General features: G+C 68.2%; 13 protein-coding genes, 1 pseudogene and 1 riboswitch. Of the genes and pseudogenes, 10 read left to right on the forward strand and 4 right to left on the reverse strand.

Annotated features, from left to right (window positions below; all coding sequences use genetic code 11):
• The 3 genes and pseudogenes from IH68_RS0134080 to gcvT form a co-directional block, all read right to left on the reverse strand.
• Positions 1-225 (reverse strand): annotated as a pseudogene (locus IH68_RS0134080) (serine hydroxymethyltransferase); the annotation flags it as partial.
• A gap of 14 nt (positions 226-239) precedes the next feature.
• On the reverse strand, positions 240-617 hold the full coding sequence (gene gcvH, locus IH68_RS0134085) for a glycine cleavage system protein GcvH (protein ID WP_030942748.1): 378 nt from the start codon (positions 615-617) through the stop codon (positions 240-242).
• A 128-nt stretch (positions 618-745) separates the two neighbouring features.
• Positions 746-1,879 carry a glycine cleavage system aminomethyltransferase GcvT gene (gene gcvT, locus IH68_RS0134090; protein ID WP_030942750.1) on the reverse strand — a complete coding sequence of 378 codons (1,134 nt, stop codon included), beginning with the start codon at positions 1,877-1,879 and terminating at the stop codon, positions 746-748.
• Between the two features lie 155 nt (positions 1,880-2,034).
• A riboswitch (glycine riboswitch) is annotated at positions 2,035-2,139 on the reverse strand.
• Positions 2,140-2,329: 190 nt separating this feature from the next.
• Between gcvT and IH68_RS0134095 the strand changes: the two genes are divergently transcribed.
• The 10 genes from IH68_RS0134095 (at position 2,330) to IH68_RS0134145 (ending at position 13,922) form a co-directional block, all read left to right on the forward strand.
• On the forward strand, positions 2,330-2,998 hold the full coding sequence (locus IH68_RS0134095) for an AAA family ATPase (RefSeq protein WP_030942752.1): 669 nt from the start codon (positions 2,330-2,332) through the stop codon (positions 2,996-2,998).
• Between the two features lie 82 nt (positions 2,999-3,080).
• Entirely contained in the window at positions 3,081-3,875 is a 795-nt protein-coding gene (locus IH68_RS0134100; protein WP_030942753.1) for an enhanced serine sensitivity protein SseB, read from the forward strand.
• A 173-nt stretch (positions 3,876-4,048) separates the two neighbouring features.
• Positions 4,049-4,843: an enhanced serine sensitivity protein SseB C-terminal domain-containing protein gene (locus tag IH68_RS0134105; RefSeq protein ID WP_030942754.1), complete on the forward strand. Its 795-nt coding sequence runs from the start codon at positions 4,049-4,051 to the stop codon at positions 4,841-4,843.
• Between the two features lie 310 nt (positions 4,844-5,153).
• Positions 5,154-6,161: an ABC transporter permease gene (locus IH68_RS0134110; RefSeq protein ID WP_030942755.1), complete on the forward strand. Its 1,008-nt coding sequence runs from the start codon at positions 5,154-5,156 to the stop codon at positions 6,159-6,161.
• 70 nt (positions 6,162-6,231) lie between these two features.
• Positions 6,232-8,022 carry an ABC transporter substrate-binding protein gene (locus tag IH68_RS0134115; protein ID WP_030942756.1) on the forward strand — a complete coding sequence of 597 codons (1,791 nt, stop codon included), beginning with the start codon at positions 6,232-6,234 and terminating at the stop codon, positions 8,020-8,022.
• A gap of 110 nt (positions 8,023-8,132) precedes the next feature.
• Positions 8,133-9,131 (forward strand): ABC transporter permease, encoded by a 999-nt coding sequence (locus tag IH68_RS0134120; protein WP_030942758.1) that lies wholly within the window; start codon positions 8,133-8,135, stop codon positions 9,129-9,131.
• Positions 9,128-10,225: an ABC transporter ATP-binding protein gene (locus IH68_RS0134125; RefSeq protein WP_030942760.1), complete on the forward strand. Its 1,098-nt coding sequence runs from the start codon at positions 9,128-9,130 to the stop codon at positions 10,223-10,225. Before IH68_RS0134120 ends, IH68_RS0134125 begins: the two co-directional genes overlap by 4 nt.
• Positions 10,222-11,487, forward strand: coding sequence for an ABC transporter ATP-binding protein (locus IH68_RS0134130; protein ID WP_051833881.1), 1,266 nt, complete (start codon positions 10,222-10,224; stop codon positions 11,485-11,487). Before IH68_RS0134125 ends, IH68_RS0134130 begins: the two co-directional genes overlap by 4 nt.
• 354 nt (positions 11,488-11,841) lie before the next feature.
• Entirely contained in the window at positions 11,842-13,233 is a 1,392-nt protein-coding gene (locus IH68_RS0134140; protein WP_030942764.1) for a M1 family metallopeptidase, read from the forward strand.
• A 32-nt stretch (positions 13,234-13,265) separates the two neighbouring features.
• Positions 13,266-13,922 (forward strand): trimeric intracellular cation channel family protein, encoded by a 657-nt coding sequence (locus IH68_RS0134145; RefSeq protein WP_030942766.1) that lies wholly within the window; start codon positions 13,266-13,268, stop codon positions 13,920-13,922.
• On the opposite strand, the gene IH68_RS0134150 is transcribed toward IH68_RS0134145, so the two are convergent.
• Complete coding sequence (locus tag IH68_RS0134150; RefSeq protein ID WP_030942769.1) at positions 13,831-15,054, reverse strand: alpha/beta hydrolase; 1,224 nt, start codon at positions 15,052-15,054, stop codon at positions 13,831-13,833. The two genes, IH68_RS0134145 and IH68_RS0134150, sit on opposite strands and share 92 nt — an antisense overlap.
• Between the last annotated feature and the right edge of the window lie 66 nt (positions 15,055-15,120).

The following is a 15,120-nucleotide window of genomic DNA, read 5'->3' on the forward strand; positions in this document are numbered from 1 at the left end:
CTCGGCGACGTCCACGTGCTCGCAGCCGCCGTAGTAGCGCCGGCCCGGGTAGCCCTCGGCGTACTTGTTGGTCAGCACCGAGCCCTGCGCCTCCATGACGGCGGCCGGGGCGAAGTTCTCCGAGGCGATCATCTCGAGGGTGGACTGCTGACGGTGCAGCTCGGCGTCGACCGCGGCGGCGATGTCCGGGTCGAGCTCGTGCAGGGGCGTGTTCAGTACGGACATGCGTCTACGGCTCCTCAGCCGGCGTTCTGGACGGTGTACTCGTCGGCGGAGAGCAGGTCGGCCGGCTCCTCCGTGACGCGGACCTTGAAGAGCCAACCGCCCTCGAAGGGGGCCGAGTTGACCAGGGACGGGTCGTTCACCACGTCCTCGTTGATCTCCGTGACCTCACCGGTGACGGGGGAGTACAGGTCGCTGACCGACTTGGTCGACTCCAGCTCGCCGCAGGTCTCGCCCGCGGTCACGGCGGAGCCCACCTCGGGAAGCTGGGCGTAGACGACATCGCCGAGCGCGTTGGCCGCGAACTCCGTGATGCCGACCGCCGAGACGCCGTCCTCGGCGGCCGACAGCCACTCGTGCTCCTTGCTGTAACGCAGCTGCTGGGGGTTGCTCATGGCCTGAATTCTCCTGTACGCGGTGGAGTGCTGATGAATGGGGGACTGCTGAAAACGCGTGTGAGCAGCGAAAATGTGCGCGGGGTCACGTCAGGGGACAGAGCCCCCCGCCCAGTGTCAGTCAGTGTCTACTTCTGGCGCTTGTAGAACGGCAGCGCCACGACCTCGTACGGCTCGTGGCTGCCCCGGATGTCCACGCCCACACCCTCGGTACCGGGTGCCGCATGGGCCGCGTCGACATACGCCATCGCGATCGGCTTGCCCAGCGTGGGGGAGGGGGCGCCGGAGGTGATCTCGCCGATCACCTCGCCGCCCGCGACGACCGCGTACCCGGCGCGGGGGACCCGGCGGCCCTGCGCGACCAGACCGACGAGGACGCGCGGCGGGTTCTCCGCGGCCCTGGCGGCCGCGTCCTGGAGCGCCTCGCGCCCCACGAAGTCGCCCTCCTTCTCGAACTTCACCACCCGGCCGAGCCCGGCGTCGAACGGCGTGAGCGAGGTGGACAGTTCATGCCCGTACAGCGGCATGCCTGCCTCCAGGCGCAGCGTGTCCCGGCAGGACAGCCCGCAGGGCACCAGCCCGACGGGCGCTCCCGCATCGGTCAGCGCCTGCCACAGCTTCTCCGCGTCACCGGGGGCGACGAACAGCTCGAAGCCGTCCTCGCCGGTGTAGCCGGTGCGCGCGATGAGGGCGGGGACGCCGGCGACGGTGCCGGGCAGGCCGGCGTAGTACTTCAGGCCGTCCAGGTCGGCGTCGGTGAGCGACTTGAGGATGCCCGGGGACTCGGGGCCCTGCACGGCGATCAGCGCGTAGTTGTCCCGGTCGTCGCGCACCTCGGCGTCGAAGCCGGCCGAACGCTCCACCAGCGCGTCCAGCACCACCTGGGCGTTGGAGGCGTTGGCGACCACCAGGTATGTAGAAGAAGCGGCTTCGGTCTCGGCGAGCCGGTAGACGATCAGGTCGTCCAGGATGCCGCCGTCGGCCCGGCAGATCATGGTGTAGCGGGCGCGGCCGACGCCGACGGAGGCGATGTTGCCGACCAGGGCGAAGTTCAGGAGCTGCGCGGCCTGCGGGCCGGTCACGGTGATCTCACCCATGTGGGAGAGATCGAAGAGCCCGGCCTTCGTCCGCACGGCGAGGTGCTCGTCGCGCTCGGAGCCGTAGCGCAGGGGCATGTCCCAGCCTGCGAAGTCGGTCATCGTCGCACCGAGCGAGCGATGCAGTGCATCGAGCGCGGTGTGACGGGGTGCGGTGCTGCTCATCGGACGATCGTCTCCCAGGGCGCATGAATGACGGGCGAGGTCGTTCCTCCCCATCTGTCATCGGAACCTGAGAGGTTCGCCATGACCACAAGTGTGGCTTCTGGCTTGCACCTTGGGTGGGACCACTGTCACAGCGGTCCGCTTTTCAGATGTGCCTCGCCCGCGCGGTAACGGGGCCTGAGAGATTCAAGGGAGGGACTTGCTCCTTCGGCGCCCCAGCGATACAGACGTACTGCCGGGGACTCTCCCGCGCGGATTCAAGCGGCCGGTATGCAGTTGGCGCGCACATCATTGCACGCCTCGTCCGCGTGCGGCAGGGCCGCATCCGGCACCTCCTTCTGTAACTGGGTTGTGGCCGGAACCGAACGCAACCGCGAGACACCGTGCATTACCTTCCCTTTACAAACGGTGGGGAGAAGCTTTCCTGACCCCGCAGGAAGGACGATCACGGTGAACAGGACCACGGTGTACGCCACGACCTCGGCCGTCGCGCTGCCCAAGCAGCCCGCGGCCCCGGCCAGGGAGGTGTGCGGCGTCCGGCCGGCCCCCGTGGTCCGCGATCTGCGCGACCGCTCGGGGCACAGCCCGCACGCCCTGCTCTTCGGCCCCCGTGACCTCGTGGTGATCACCGGCCTGCCCGGCAGCGGCAAGTCCACGCTGATGGAGCGCGCGGTCCGCGGCATCCGCATCGACTCCCAGGACGCCCGCGACCGCTGGGAGGCCCGCACGCCGCGCTTCCTGCCCTATGCGGTCTACCGGCCCCTCGTCCGCCTCGCCCACTACGCCGGACTGCGCCGCGCCCTGCGCAGCGGCGAAGGGGTCGTCGTGCACGACTGCGGTACGCAGGCCTGGGTGCGCGGCTGGCTGGCCCGCGAGGCCCGCCGCCGCGGCGGCACCCTGCATCTGCTGCTGCTCGACGTCACACCCGGTACGGCCCTGGAGGGGCAGCGCGAGCGCGGCCGCGGCGTCTCGCGCTACGCCTTCCTGCGCCACCGCACGGCAGCGGCCCGGCTGATCCGCGCGGTGGAGCGGGGAGACCTGCCCGAGGGCGTCGGCTCGGCGGTGCTGCTGGACCGGGACGCGGCGGACGTCCTGCGCAGGATCGGTTTCACGGGCTGACTGACGGGCCGACCCCTTTGTCCGCTCCACCCGCTAGCCTTTCCAGCCACAGCAGTGGTTCTCAGCAGGCGGTCGGACACAGATGGACTTCCCAACGGATCTTCCCGCGGACTTTCCCATGCAGGCGCACCCCCATCCGCACGGCGGATGGCCCGGCAACGAGCTGGAGGAGGTGCTGTCGGCCTCCCTCGGCATACCCTCGGCGGGCGGCCGGATCCTCGAGGTGCTCGGCCGCAGCTTCCTCTGGGTGCCGCTGCCGAACGGCGGCGGCCCGCACAGCGGCCCCCTCGACCTGCCCACACTGGAGATCGAGGGCCAGGCATACGTCCCGGTCTTCAGCTCCGAGGAGCAGTTCCGGCAGGTCGTCGGCAACCACATGTCGTACACGGTCACCCCGGCCGTCGAGTTCGCCCGCGGACTGCCTCCGCAGGTCGGCCTCGCAGTGAACCCGGACGGCGTGGTCGGGATCCCGCTCCCGCCGCCCGCCGTCGCCGAACTCTGCCGGGTGGGCCGCACCCCGCTGGACGGCCCCGCCTCCGGCGGCCGGGTCAAGCTCTTCGAGCCGGACTGGCAGGACGACCCGATCGACTTCCTCGCCGCCGCCTCCGCCGAGTTCGCGGAAACAGGCGTCGTCGTCACGGCCCGCCGCTGCCTCGCCGCCATCGAGACGGCGGACCCGGTGATGTTCGTGGGCGTCGAACTCTCGCAGTTGGAGGGTGACATCAGAGCCCTCCCCCTGGAGGCCCTGGGCAGAGCCATCACCAGGATCCCCACCCAGTGGCCGGTCAACCTGGTCCTCCTGGATGTGACGGACGACCCCGTGGCGACCTGGATGAGGGAACAGGTTCGCCCTTTCTATACAAGGGATCACTTGTAAGCGCCGTGCAGGGCGGCCGACCAAAGGTGCGCGGGGCCGTGCCGATCTGCGGTTCTGCCGCGTGAGCGCGACAAGCCACAACGCACCGCACTCGCCGACGCACACCAAGTCCCGGGCCGCTGGGCGCTTAAGCTGTTGGCATACGCGGGGCAACCACCAGAAGGGGCACACACGTGAGCGCCAGCACCACGACCGGGACGGTCGAGAACATGCTGCGCCAGGTGACGCCGGGGCGCTACGACGCCTACGAGGCACTCCTCCGCGCACTCGCGACCCCCGGCTCCGGCCAGGTCTGGATGCTCCTGTGGCACGGCCAGGCGGGCTCCCCGGACGCCCAGTACGGAAACATGGAGGTCGACGGCTACGGCTACGCCCCGTGCGTCACCTCCGCCCAGGAACTGTCGGCCAGTGGCTGGAACAGGTCGTACGAGGTGGTCGACGGGCTGGACGTCGCCCGGACCCTGTACCCCGACCACTTCGGCCTCTGGCTCAACCCGCACGCCCCGGGCGGCGGCGTGGGCATCCCGTGGCTGGACCTCCGCCGTATCGCCACCGGTCTGGAGCGTCAGGCGGCCGGTCCGCTGCGGATGTCGGAACCCGCGATCGAGATCTCGCAGTTCTACGCCCTGCTCGCGCAGAAGGCCCACCGCACCCCGGCCGTCCGCTCGCTGCGCCGCGCCTGGGTGCAGCCGGCGCTCGGGGCGCCGTACCTCGCCATCGGCCTTGACGTGTACGACACCAGCCCGCCCGCGGTGGACTCGGTGCGGGCGATGATGCAGCAGTCCATCGGCGCCGTCCCGGACGGACTGCCGGTGTCGACGGTGGCGATGTCGGACGAGTACGACCCCGTCGCGCTGTGGATGCGCGCGAGCGCCCGCCCCTTCTACGACCGCGAGGCCCACGCGGCCGCCCCGGCCCAGGCCCCGGCGGCCGGGTACGGCTACCCGCCGGTGCATGGCGGATACTGAGACGAAGGTCTGGTCCGTACCAGGCCGAGAGTCTGTCTGCGCGCGTAGATAGGGCCGGAAGATCCGCTGACGCGGAGAATGTCCAAAATGATCCCTGTCCGGCCGCCGTTACCCGCTGTCCGGATAACGGAACCCTCCAGCCCGCATCACGTTTACGCATCCTTTCACCGCCAAGTCTGGCAACAGATCGCCAAAGCGTTGAAGACTCCCGGTCCAGGGGGGTTCGCCCCCGTGTACGACGGACTGATCACGCCGCCACCGCGGCAAAAGTGCGGGCCGGCCACCGCCGGTTGAGAGGGGTCCCTGCCAGATGACGGCACCATTGCACGAGCCGACCGCAGAAGCGGCCCCGAGCGCGGCCGAAGAAGCGGCGGTCGCCACCGCCGGCGAGAAGGCCGTACAGGGGCGTTCCCTGGGCCGGATCGCCTGGGAGCGCCTGAAGAGGGACAAACTCGCCCTCACGGGCGGCATCGTCGTGCTCGTACTCGTCGTGGTGGCGCTGCTCGCACCGGTGATCACCAGCCTCTACGGGCAGGACCCCGACGTCTACCACGAGAGCCTGATCGACCCGCTGTTCAGCACTCCCAAGGGGTCGCTCGGCGGCATCAGCGGCGACCACTGGCTGGGCGTCGAGCCGGTCAACGGCCGCGACATCTTCGCCCGCATCCTCTACGGGGCCCGGATCTCGCTCCTGGTCGGCTTCCTGTCCGCGATCGTCGCCGTCGTGCTCGGCACGATCCTCGGCATCCTGGCCGGCTTCTTCGGCGGCTGGGTCGACTCGGTCATCAGCCGCGTCATGGACGGCCTGCTGGCCTTCCCGCAGTTGCTCTTCATCATCGCGCTGGTCTCCGTCATGCCGAACGAGATGCTCGGCCTGAGCGGCTCCAGCGTGCGTGTGTTCGTGATGATCCTGGTCATCGGCTTCTTCGGCTGGCCCTACATCGGACGCGTGGTGCGCGGCCAGACCCTCTCGCTGCGCGAGCGCGAGTACGTCGAGGCTGCCCGCTCGCTGGGCGCCGGGCGGTTCTACATCCTGTTCAAGGAACTGCTGCCCAACCTCGTCGCCCCGATCATCGTCTACACGACGATGATGATCCCCACCAACATCCTCACCGAGGCGGCACTCAGCTTCCTGGGCGTGGGCGTCAAGCCCCCCACGTCCTCCTGGGGGCAGATGCTCTCCACCGCGATCGACTACTACGACTCGGACCCCATGTACATGGTCGTCCCCGGCGTGGCGATCTTCATCACCGTTCTGGCCTTCAACCTCTTCGGCGACGGCGTGCGGGACGCGCTCGACCCGAAGGGATCACGCTGAACTGCCGTACCCCAAGCGTCCCGTGAGTACTCCCACGGGGTCTCTCATCAAAACCGGAGGATCCGAGATCGTGACTACCCAACGCACCTCAGGGCGGCGTAAGCAGGCGTTGGCCGCTGCTGCTGCGGTCGCCGGCATGCTGACCATGGCGGCGTGCGGCGGCAGCAGCGACAGCGGCGGTTCGAAGTCGGGTGCGGCCGGCTTCGACGCGGCGAACAACAAGGTCGCCCAGGCCGATCAGGTCAAGAAGGGCGGCACGCTGAAGTTCGTCACCGCCCAGGACGCCGACTCGTGGGACACCACGCGCGGTTACTACGGCTTCATGTGGGACTTCTCGCGCTACTACAGCCGTCAGCTGCTCACGTACAAGACCGAGCCGGGCGCCAAGGGCGCAGAGGTCACTCCCGACCTCGCCACGGACGAGGGCCAGGTCTCGGGCGACGGCAAGACGTACACCTTCCACCTGCGTGACGGGATCACGTGGGAGGACGGCAAGGCCATCACCTCCCAGGACATCAAGTACGGCATCGAGCGCGTCTGGGCGCAGGACGTGCTGTCCGGCGGTCCGATCTACCTGCAGCAGATGCTCGACCCCAAGGGCACCTACAAGGGTCCGTACAAGGACACCTCCAAGGACAAGCTCGGCCTGAAGGCGATCGACACGCCCGACGCCAAGACGATCGTCTTCCACCTGCCCAAGCCGAACTCGGACTTCAAGCAGGTGCTGGCGATGGTCACGGCCTCGCCGGTCCGCCAGGACATGGACACCAAGTCCAAGTACGGCCTGAAGCCGTTCTCCTCCGGCCCGTACAAGTTCCAGTCGTACAGCCCGGGCAAGTCGCTGGTGCTGGTGCGCAACACCAACTGGAAGGCGTCCTCGGACCCGATCCGCAAGGCGTACCCGGACAAGATCACTCTGGACATCTCCACCAACCAGAGCGACATGGACCAGCGTCTGATCAACGGCGACTACGACATCGACGCCAGCCAGACGGGCCTGGGCCCGCAGGGCCGCACCATCGCCCTGAAGCAGCACAAGGACAACCTGGACAACCCGGTCTCCGGCTTCATCCGCTACGCGGTCTTCCCGCAGAGCGTCAAGCCGTTCGACAACATCGACTGCCGCAAGGCCGTCATCTACGCCGCCGACCACGTGTCGCTGCAGACCGCCCGCGGTGGCCCGATCGCCGGTGGTGACATCGGCACGAACATGCTCCCGCCGTCGATCCCCGGTGGCGAGGGCCAGAAGTACGACCCGTACAAGATCGCCGGTGCCAACAAGAACGGCAACGACGCCCTGGCCAAGCAGGCGCTGAAGGCCTGTGGCCAGCCGAACGGCTTCAAGACCACCATCGCCGTCCGCAACAACAAGTCGCAGGAGGTGGCCACGGCCACGTCCCTGCAGGCGGCGCTGAAGAAGGTCGGCATCCAGGCCGACATCTACCAGTACGACGGCTCGCAGAGCGCCGGCATCATCGGCTCCCCGTCGAACGTGGCGAAGAAGAAGCTCGGCATCATCATCATGGGCTGGGGCCCGGACTTCCCGACCGTCCAGGGCTACGGCATCCCGCTGTGGAGCAGCAACTACATCCTGCAGAGCGGTAACAACAACTACGCTCTGATCAAGGACAAGACGATCGACGGTCTGTTCGACCAGTACAACGGCGAACTGAACGAGGCGAAGAAGACGCAGATCGCCACGGAGATCAACCACAAGGTGAGCGACGGCGCGTACTACCTGCCCTTCACCTTCGAGCGGCTCCTGAACTGGCGTTCCTCGCGGATCGGCAACGTGTACACGACGAACGCGTACAGCGGCTACTACGACTTCGTCAACATCGGTCTGAAGTCCTCGAAGTAATCCCGGCACACCCGCCGTACGGCACGAAAGGCAGGTGAAGGCCGGCGCGGCGGGACCGCGGGCCCCGGATGACCTCCGGTGGCCCGCGGCCCCGCGGCGGGCCGTTAGCTGTGCTCGCTTACCTCCTCAGGCGGCTCTTCGCCGCCGCAGTGATGCTGATGGTCATCATCCTGGTGGTCTTCAGCATCTTCTTCCTCGTCCCCAAGTGGGCGGGCGTGGACATCGCCACGAGCTTCGTGGGCAAGCAGGCCGACCCCGCAGCAGTGGAAGCGGTGCGGACGAAGCTGGGTCTGAGCGACCCGATCTTCATCCAGGTATGGCACTTCTTCAAGGGCATCTTCGTGGGCCGCACCTACGCGGCCGGCGGCGACATCACCCACTGCTCCGCGCCGTGCTTCGGCTACTCCTTCCGCAGCGAACAGGCCGTCTGGCCGGTGCTGACCGACCGCTTCCCGGTGACCCTGGGTCTCGCGCTCGGTGCCGCCGTACTGTGGCTGGTCTTCGGTATCGCGGCGGGTGTGCTGGCCGCGCTGAAGCGGGGCAGCCTGTGGGACCGCAGCGCGATGGTCGTCGCGCTCAGCGGTGTCTCCCTCCCCATCTACTTCACCGGTCTGCTCAGCGTCGCGATCTTCGACATCGGGCTGCACTGGATCGACGCTCAGTACGTGCCCTTCAGCCAGGACCCCGCCCGCTGGTTCGAGAGCATGCTCCTGCCCTGGATCACCCTCGCGTTCCTCTACGCGGCGATGTACGCCCGGATCACCCGCGCCAACATGCTGGAGATCCTCGGCGAGGACTACATCCGCACGGCGCGCGCGAAGGGCCTCAAGGAACAGGTCGTCATCGGCAAGCACGCCATGCGCTCCACGATGACGCCCATCCTGACCATGCTCGGCATGGACCTCGGCGCCCTCATCGGCGGCGCGATCCTGACCGAGACGACGTTCAGCCTGCCGGGCCTCGGCCAGGCGGTGCTGACCGCCATCAAGAACCAGGACCTGCCCATCATTCTGGGCGTCACCCTGATCACTTCTCTCGCGGTGCTGATCGCCAACCTCGTGGTGGACGTCCTGTACGCCGTGATCGACCCCCGAGTGAGGCTCGCATGACGGAACTGAGCAAGAGCGGAGCGGCCGTGGGCGAGCCCACGGGCACCTCGCCCGCCCCGACCTCCTTCCTGGAAGTGCGCGACCTGAAGGTGCACTTCCCGACCGACGACGGCCTGGTCAAGTCCGTCGACGGGCTCTCCTTCAAGCTGGAGAAGGGCAAGACCCTCGGCATCGTGGGCGAGTCGGGTTCCGGCAAGTCGGTGACCTCGCTCGGCATCATGGGTCTGCACACGGCCGGCCAGTACGGCAAGCGCAAGGCGCAGATCTCCGGTGAGATCTGGCTGGACGGCACCGAGCTGCTCAGCGCCGACCCGGACGAGGTGCGCAAGCTGCGCGGCCGTCAGATGGCGATGATCTTCCAGGACCCGCTGTCCGCGCTGCACCCGTACTACACGATCGGCCACCAGATCGTGGAGGCGTACCGCATCCACCACGACGTCGACAAGAAGACCGCGAAGAAGCGCGCGGTCGAGATGCTCGACCGGGTGGGCATCCCGCAGCCGGACAAGCGGGTGGACAGCTACCCGCACGAGTTCTCCGGCGGTATGCGCCAGCGCGCGATGATCGCGATGTCGCTGGTCAACAACCCCGAGCTGCTGATCGCGGACGAGCCGACGACCGCCCTGGACGTGACCGTCCAGGCGCAGATCCTCGACCTGATCCGGGATCTGCAGAAGGAGTTCGGCTCCGCGGTCATCATCATCACCCACGACCTGGGCGTCGTCGCCGAGCTCGCCGACGACATCCTGGTGATGTACGGCGGCCGCTGCGTGGAGCGGGGCCCGGCCGACAAGGTGTTCTACGAGCCCCGCCACCCCTACACCTGGGGCCTGCTCGGCTCGATGCCGCGTCTGGACCGGGAGCAGCAGGAGCGCCTGATCCCGGTCAAGGGCTCCCCGCCCTCCCTGATCAACGTCCCGTCCGGCTGCGCCTTCAACCCGCGCTGCCCGTACGCCGACGTCCCGAAGGACAACGTCACCCGCACGGTCCGCCCCGAGCTGACCGAAGTCGGCAGCCAGCACTGGGCCGCCTGCCACATGACGCAGGAGCAGCGGGAGCGTATCTGGACCGAAGAGATTGCGCCGAAGCTGTGAGCGAGGACAAAGTGACCACTCCCGCGAAGAGCGACGGTGCCACCCTCACCAAGGACGCCGCCCCCGGCGAGACCCTGCTGAAGGTGACCGGGCTCCAGAAGCACTTCCCGATCAAGAAGGGCCTGCTCCAGCGGCAGGTCGGGGCCGTGCACGCGGTCGACGGCATCGACTTCGAGGTCAAGGCCGGCGAGACCCTCGGCGTCGTGGGCGAGTCCGGCTGCGGCAAGTCGACGATGGGCCGGCTGATCACCCGGCTGCTCGAACCGACCGGCGGCACGGTCGAGTTCCAGGGCAAGGACATCACGCACCTCGGTGTGAGCGGTATGCGTCCGCTGCGCCGCGATGTGCAGATGATCTTCCAGGACCCGTACTCCTCGCTGAACCCGCGCCACACCATCGGCACGATCGTCGGGGCCCCCTTCAAGCTGCAGGGCGTCGAGCCCGAGGGCGGCATCAAGAAGGAAGTGCAGCGGCTGCTGTCGGTGGTCGGCCTCAACCCCGAGCACTACAACCGCTATCCGCACGAGTTCTCCGGCGGTCAGCGCCAGCGCATCGGCATCGCCCGCGCACTCGCCCTGAACCCGAAGCTGGTCGTGGCGGACGAGCCGGTCTCCGCGCTGGACGTGTCGATCCAGGCGCAGGTCGTCAACCTGCTCGACGATCTCCAGCAGGAGCTGGGCCTGACGTACGTGATCATCGCGCACGACCTCTCGGTCGTCCGGCACGTCTCGGACCGGATCGCGGTGATGTACCTCGGCAAGATCGTGGAGCTGGCCGACCGCGAGTCGCTGTACCGGGCGCCGATGCACCCGTACACCAAGGCGCTGATGTCGGCGGTTCCGATCCCGGACCCGCGGCGCAAGAACGCCAAGAGCGAGCGCATCCTGCTCAAGGGCGACGTGCCCTCGCCGATCTCGCCGCCGAGCGGCTGCCGCTTCCACACGCGGTGCTGGAAGGCGACGCAGATCTGCACGACGACCGAGCCGAAGCTCGTCGAGCTCAAGCCCGGCCAGCAGGTCGCCTGCCACCACCCGGAGAACTTCGAGGACCAGGCCCCGCAGGACACCGTCCTGCTGACGGTCGCCAAGGAGGCGGCCGAGCTGGTCGCGGACGAGGTGCTCGCGGAGTCGGCGGAGACGTCGGCGGCGGTGGCGGCGGAGGTCGCCGAGATCGAGGCCGAGGCCGACGCGGAAGCGGAGGAGCCCGGGGAGGCGGCGCCCACCGCCGAGTCCGGGAATCCGGAAACCGGCGGCGACAAGTAAACCGAAATCGGTCGGAGCGAAATGCCCCGGCAGTCCGAAGGGACTGCCGGGGCATTCGTATGTCGGGGAGCCTTTTCAGGTCAGGAATTCGTCTACCAGTAATGCCGGCCGACCTTGTAGCCGTTGGAGCCGTAGGAGTTGATGTTGTGCGAGTACGTGTGGCCGGTGGTGACCGCCACGGAGAGGCTCTCGGAAAACCCGTCGGCCGCAATGCCGTCATGGAGCCTGGGGCCGGACAGGAGTCAACCTCCCGGTAGCGCATGACGACTTGGTAAAGTCATGTACATGTCGGTGTGGGGGAGTGCAGGGTCGGGCGTATCCGTCTGATCGGACTACGCACCGAAGGGGCTACTCATGCCACTCTCCCGTTCGGCACGCTTAGGGGCCCTCGCAACAGCGGCGGCCTCTTTCCTTGTCATCGCCGCCTCCTCCGCCCCCACCCCGGGCGCCCCGGGTATCGGCGACACCTACTTCCCGAACCTCGGCAACGGCGGCTTCGACGCCCGCCACTACGCCCTCGACGTGGCGTACAACCCGGACAGCGACCGCCTCGACGGCCGTACGACGCTCACCGCCCGCGCCACCCGGACCCTCTCCTCCTTCGACCTGGACCTGCAGAAGCTGGAGGTCACCGGAGTCGAAGTGAACGGCAGACGCGCCGAGTTCACCCGGGACGGCGACGAACTGCGCATCACACCGAAGGGAGTGCTCCCCAAGGGGCACACCTTCACGGTCACCGTCACCTACGGCGGCGTCCCCGAACCCCTCAACGGCCCCATCGTCTTCGGCTCCGACTACGGGTGGATGAAGACCCCCGACGGCGTCTTCGTCGCCTGCGAACCCAACGCGGCCTCCACCTGGTTCCCGTCCAGCGACCACCCCGACGACAAGGCCACCTACGACATCCGTATCAAGGCGCCCAAGGGTCTGACCGGCGTCTCCAACGGCCGCCTCGTCTCGACGTACGACAAGGGCGACTCGACGTACACCCACTGGCGTGAGTCGAAGCCCATGGCGACCTACCTCGCGACCGCCACCATCGGGAAGTTCGACGTCAAGACCGGCACCACTCCTTCCGGGATCCCGATCTACGTCGCCATCGACCCGGTGCTCGCGAACAGCAACAACGTCGACGTGTACGCCGTCACCGCGGCGGCCACCGACTACTGGTCGCAGGTCTTCGGGCCGTACCCCTTCGAGGAGACCGGTGCGATCGTCGACGACATGCCCCAGGCCGGGTTCTCGCTGGAGGTGCAGAGCAAGCCCGCCTACTCGGCCGTGCGCAACGAGACGACGATCGTGCACGAGCTGGCCCACCAGTGGTTCGGCGACTCGGTCTCGGTCGAGCGCTGGAAGGACATCTGGCTCAACGAGGGCTTCGCCACCTACGCCCAGTGGCTGTGGGCCGAGCACCAGGGCACCCGCAGTGCCCACGACTCGTTCCTGGCCGCCTACAACGCCCGTGCTGCGGACAACCCCTTCTGGCAGATCACCGTCGCCGACCCGCAGCGGGACACCATGTTCGCCTCAGCGGTCTACCAGCGGGGCGCGATGACCCTCCAGGCGCTGCGCGAACGCATCGGCGACGAGGCGTTCTTCAAGCTGCTGCCGACCTGGACGAGGATCCACCGCTACGGCAACGCGAACACCGCCGAGTTCATCAAGCTCGCCGAGAAGATCTCCGGGCAGAACCTCGACGACCTGTTCCAGAAGTGGATCTACACCACCGGCAAACCGGCCCTGTGAGGACCGTGAGAACCCCCGAGTAAGAATGTGGGGTGCTCCAGCAACTGTTCAGCCCCTCCGTCCAGCACACGCTCGACCTCGTCGGCATCTTCGTGTTCGCCATCTCAGGCGCGCTGCTGGCCGTCCGCAAGAACTTCGACGTCTTCGGCATCGCCGTGCTCGCCGAGGTCACCGCGCTGGGCGGAGGGCTGTTCCGGGACCTGATCATCGGGGCGGTGCCCCCGGCCGCCTTCACGGACCTGGGCTACTTCATCACCCCGCTCCTCGCCGCCCTCATGGTCGTCTTCCTGCACCCGCACGTCGAGCGCATCCAGGTCGCCGTCAACGTCTTCGACGCGGCCGGCCTCGGCCTGTTCTGCGTCGCCGGGACGATCAAGGCGTACGAGTACGGGCTCGGCCTCACCCAGTCGGCGACCCTCGGCCTCGCCACCGCCGTCGGCGGCGGTGTGCTCAGGGACGTCCTGGCCAACGAGGTGCCGTCGCTGCTGCGCTGGGACCGCGATCTGTACGCGGTCCCAGCGATGGTCGGCTCCACCATGGCAGTCCTGTGCCTCCGCTACGACGTCCTGACCCCGTTCACCAGCGGGCTCGCGGTCGTCACCGCCTTCGTCCTGCGCCTGCTTGCGATGAAGTACCACTGGCGAGCGCCGCGTGCGTGGAACCGCCGGTCGACGGTACGGGAGGAGTAGTGCTCCGGGTCCGGACGTGGTGCTGGCCCATCTCCACGGAGAGCCAGCGGAACGACGGGACCACCTGCGGCCGCCACAGCGCCATGGTGTGGCCGCCCGCGCTCTTCGGGATGAAGACGACATGCACGGTCGTCGGCGCCTTCGCGGCCTGTTCGAGGCCGATGCCCGCCTCGTAGCCGTCGTGCGGCTGGCCGGAGACGTACAGCGCGATCCGGGGCGGGGTGGGCGACTTCTTCAGCAGCAGGTAGGGGTTGTTCTCGGCCCTGACCCTCGGGTTCTGCGCGGCGAGCGAATTGCGTTCGCCGATCGGGTCGTTGTAGCCGGACATGCTGATCGCGGCCATGTAGCGGTCCGGGTGCGCGACGGCCAGCTTGGTCGCGCAGTGCCCACCGGCCGAGTAGCCGGCGGTCGCCCAGCCCTTGGGGCCGGGCTGGGCCCGGAAGTTGTCCATGACCATCTTGGGCACGTCGATGCTGAGCCAGCTGTCGGCGTTGACCTGGCCCGGGATGTTGGCGCAGCCGGTGTCCACGCCGGCCAGCAGGTTGGTGCGCGGGGCGACCAGGATGAACGGCGCGACCTGGCCGCTTCGCATCAGCGGGGCCAGCTGCTGGGTCGCCTTCATCGACCCGAACCAGGCCTTCGCCGAGCCCGGGTAGCCGGGCAGCAGCTCCACCACCGGGAACTTGTGGTGGCGGTAGGCGGGTTCGTCGTACTGCGGCGGCAGCCACACGTAGACCTCGGCGTTCACACCGGAGACACGGCCCTTGAGCTGTGTCTGGCGCACGCCGCGCATGCCCGGTCCGGTGGCCGGGGTGAAGTCCTGCTTGACCTTGGGCAACCGTTTCAGCGCTATTCCGCCGGTGCCGTCGGCACCCAGATTGGCCGCCTGCTGCACGTGGTTGCCCGTGCCGAGCAGGTCGTCCCAGTTGTCGTAGAGGTTGTTGGAGTTGTTGACCATCACGAAGACCAGCGCGACCGCCGTCCCCTGGGCGAACAGCAGCATCAGCATCCGGGCCGCCGCGCGCACGGCTTGCGGACCGCGCATCCGCGTCCACAGAGCGAGCGGCAGTATCAGGGCGATCGCGAACAGCACGATCAGTGTGTAGAGGAACGGAGTCCCGGTGAGGCTCATGTCCCCATAGAGGGGGAGAGGCGTCTCCGGGTTGAGGACGAGTGCGGACACTTACCAAGAAATTGC

The organism is Streptomyces sp. NRRL S-646 (genome assembly GCF_000720765.1).
Lineage (GTDB): Bacteria > Actinomycetota > Actinomycetes > Streptomycetales > Streptomycetaceae > Streptomyces.

Excerpts from the sequence above, each read along its gene's own strand:
- gcvH (WP_030942748.1), bottom strand. The coding sequence starts at position 617 with ATGAGCAACCCCCAGCAGCTGCGTTACAGCAAGGAGCACGAGTGGCTG.
- gcvT (WP_030942750.1), bottom strand. The coding sequence starts at position 1,879 with ATGAGCAGCACCGCACCCCGTCACACCGCGCTCGATGCACTGCATCGC.
- IH68_RS0134100 (WP_030942753.1), top strand. The coding sequence starts at position 3,081 with ATGGACTTCCCAACGGATCTTCCCGCGGACTTTCCCATGCAGGCGCAC.
- IH68_RS0134110 (WP_030942755.1), top strand. The coding sequence starts at position 5,154 with ATGACGGCACCATTGCACGAGCCGACCGCAGAAGCGGCCCCGAGCGCG.
- IH68_RS0134125 (WP_030942760.1), top strand. The coding sequence starts at position 9,128 with ATGACGGAACTGAGCAAGAGCGGAGCGGCCGTGGGCGAGCCCACGGGC.
- IH68_RS0134140 (WP_030942764.1), top strand. The coding sequence starts at position 11,842 with ATGCCACTCTCCCGTTCGGCACGCTTAGGGGCCCTCGCAACAGCGGCG.
- IH68_RS0134150 (WP_030942769.1), bottom strand. The coding sequence starts at position 15,054 with ATGAGCCTCACCGGGACTCCGTTCCTCTACACACTGATCGTGCTGTTC.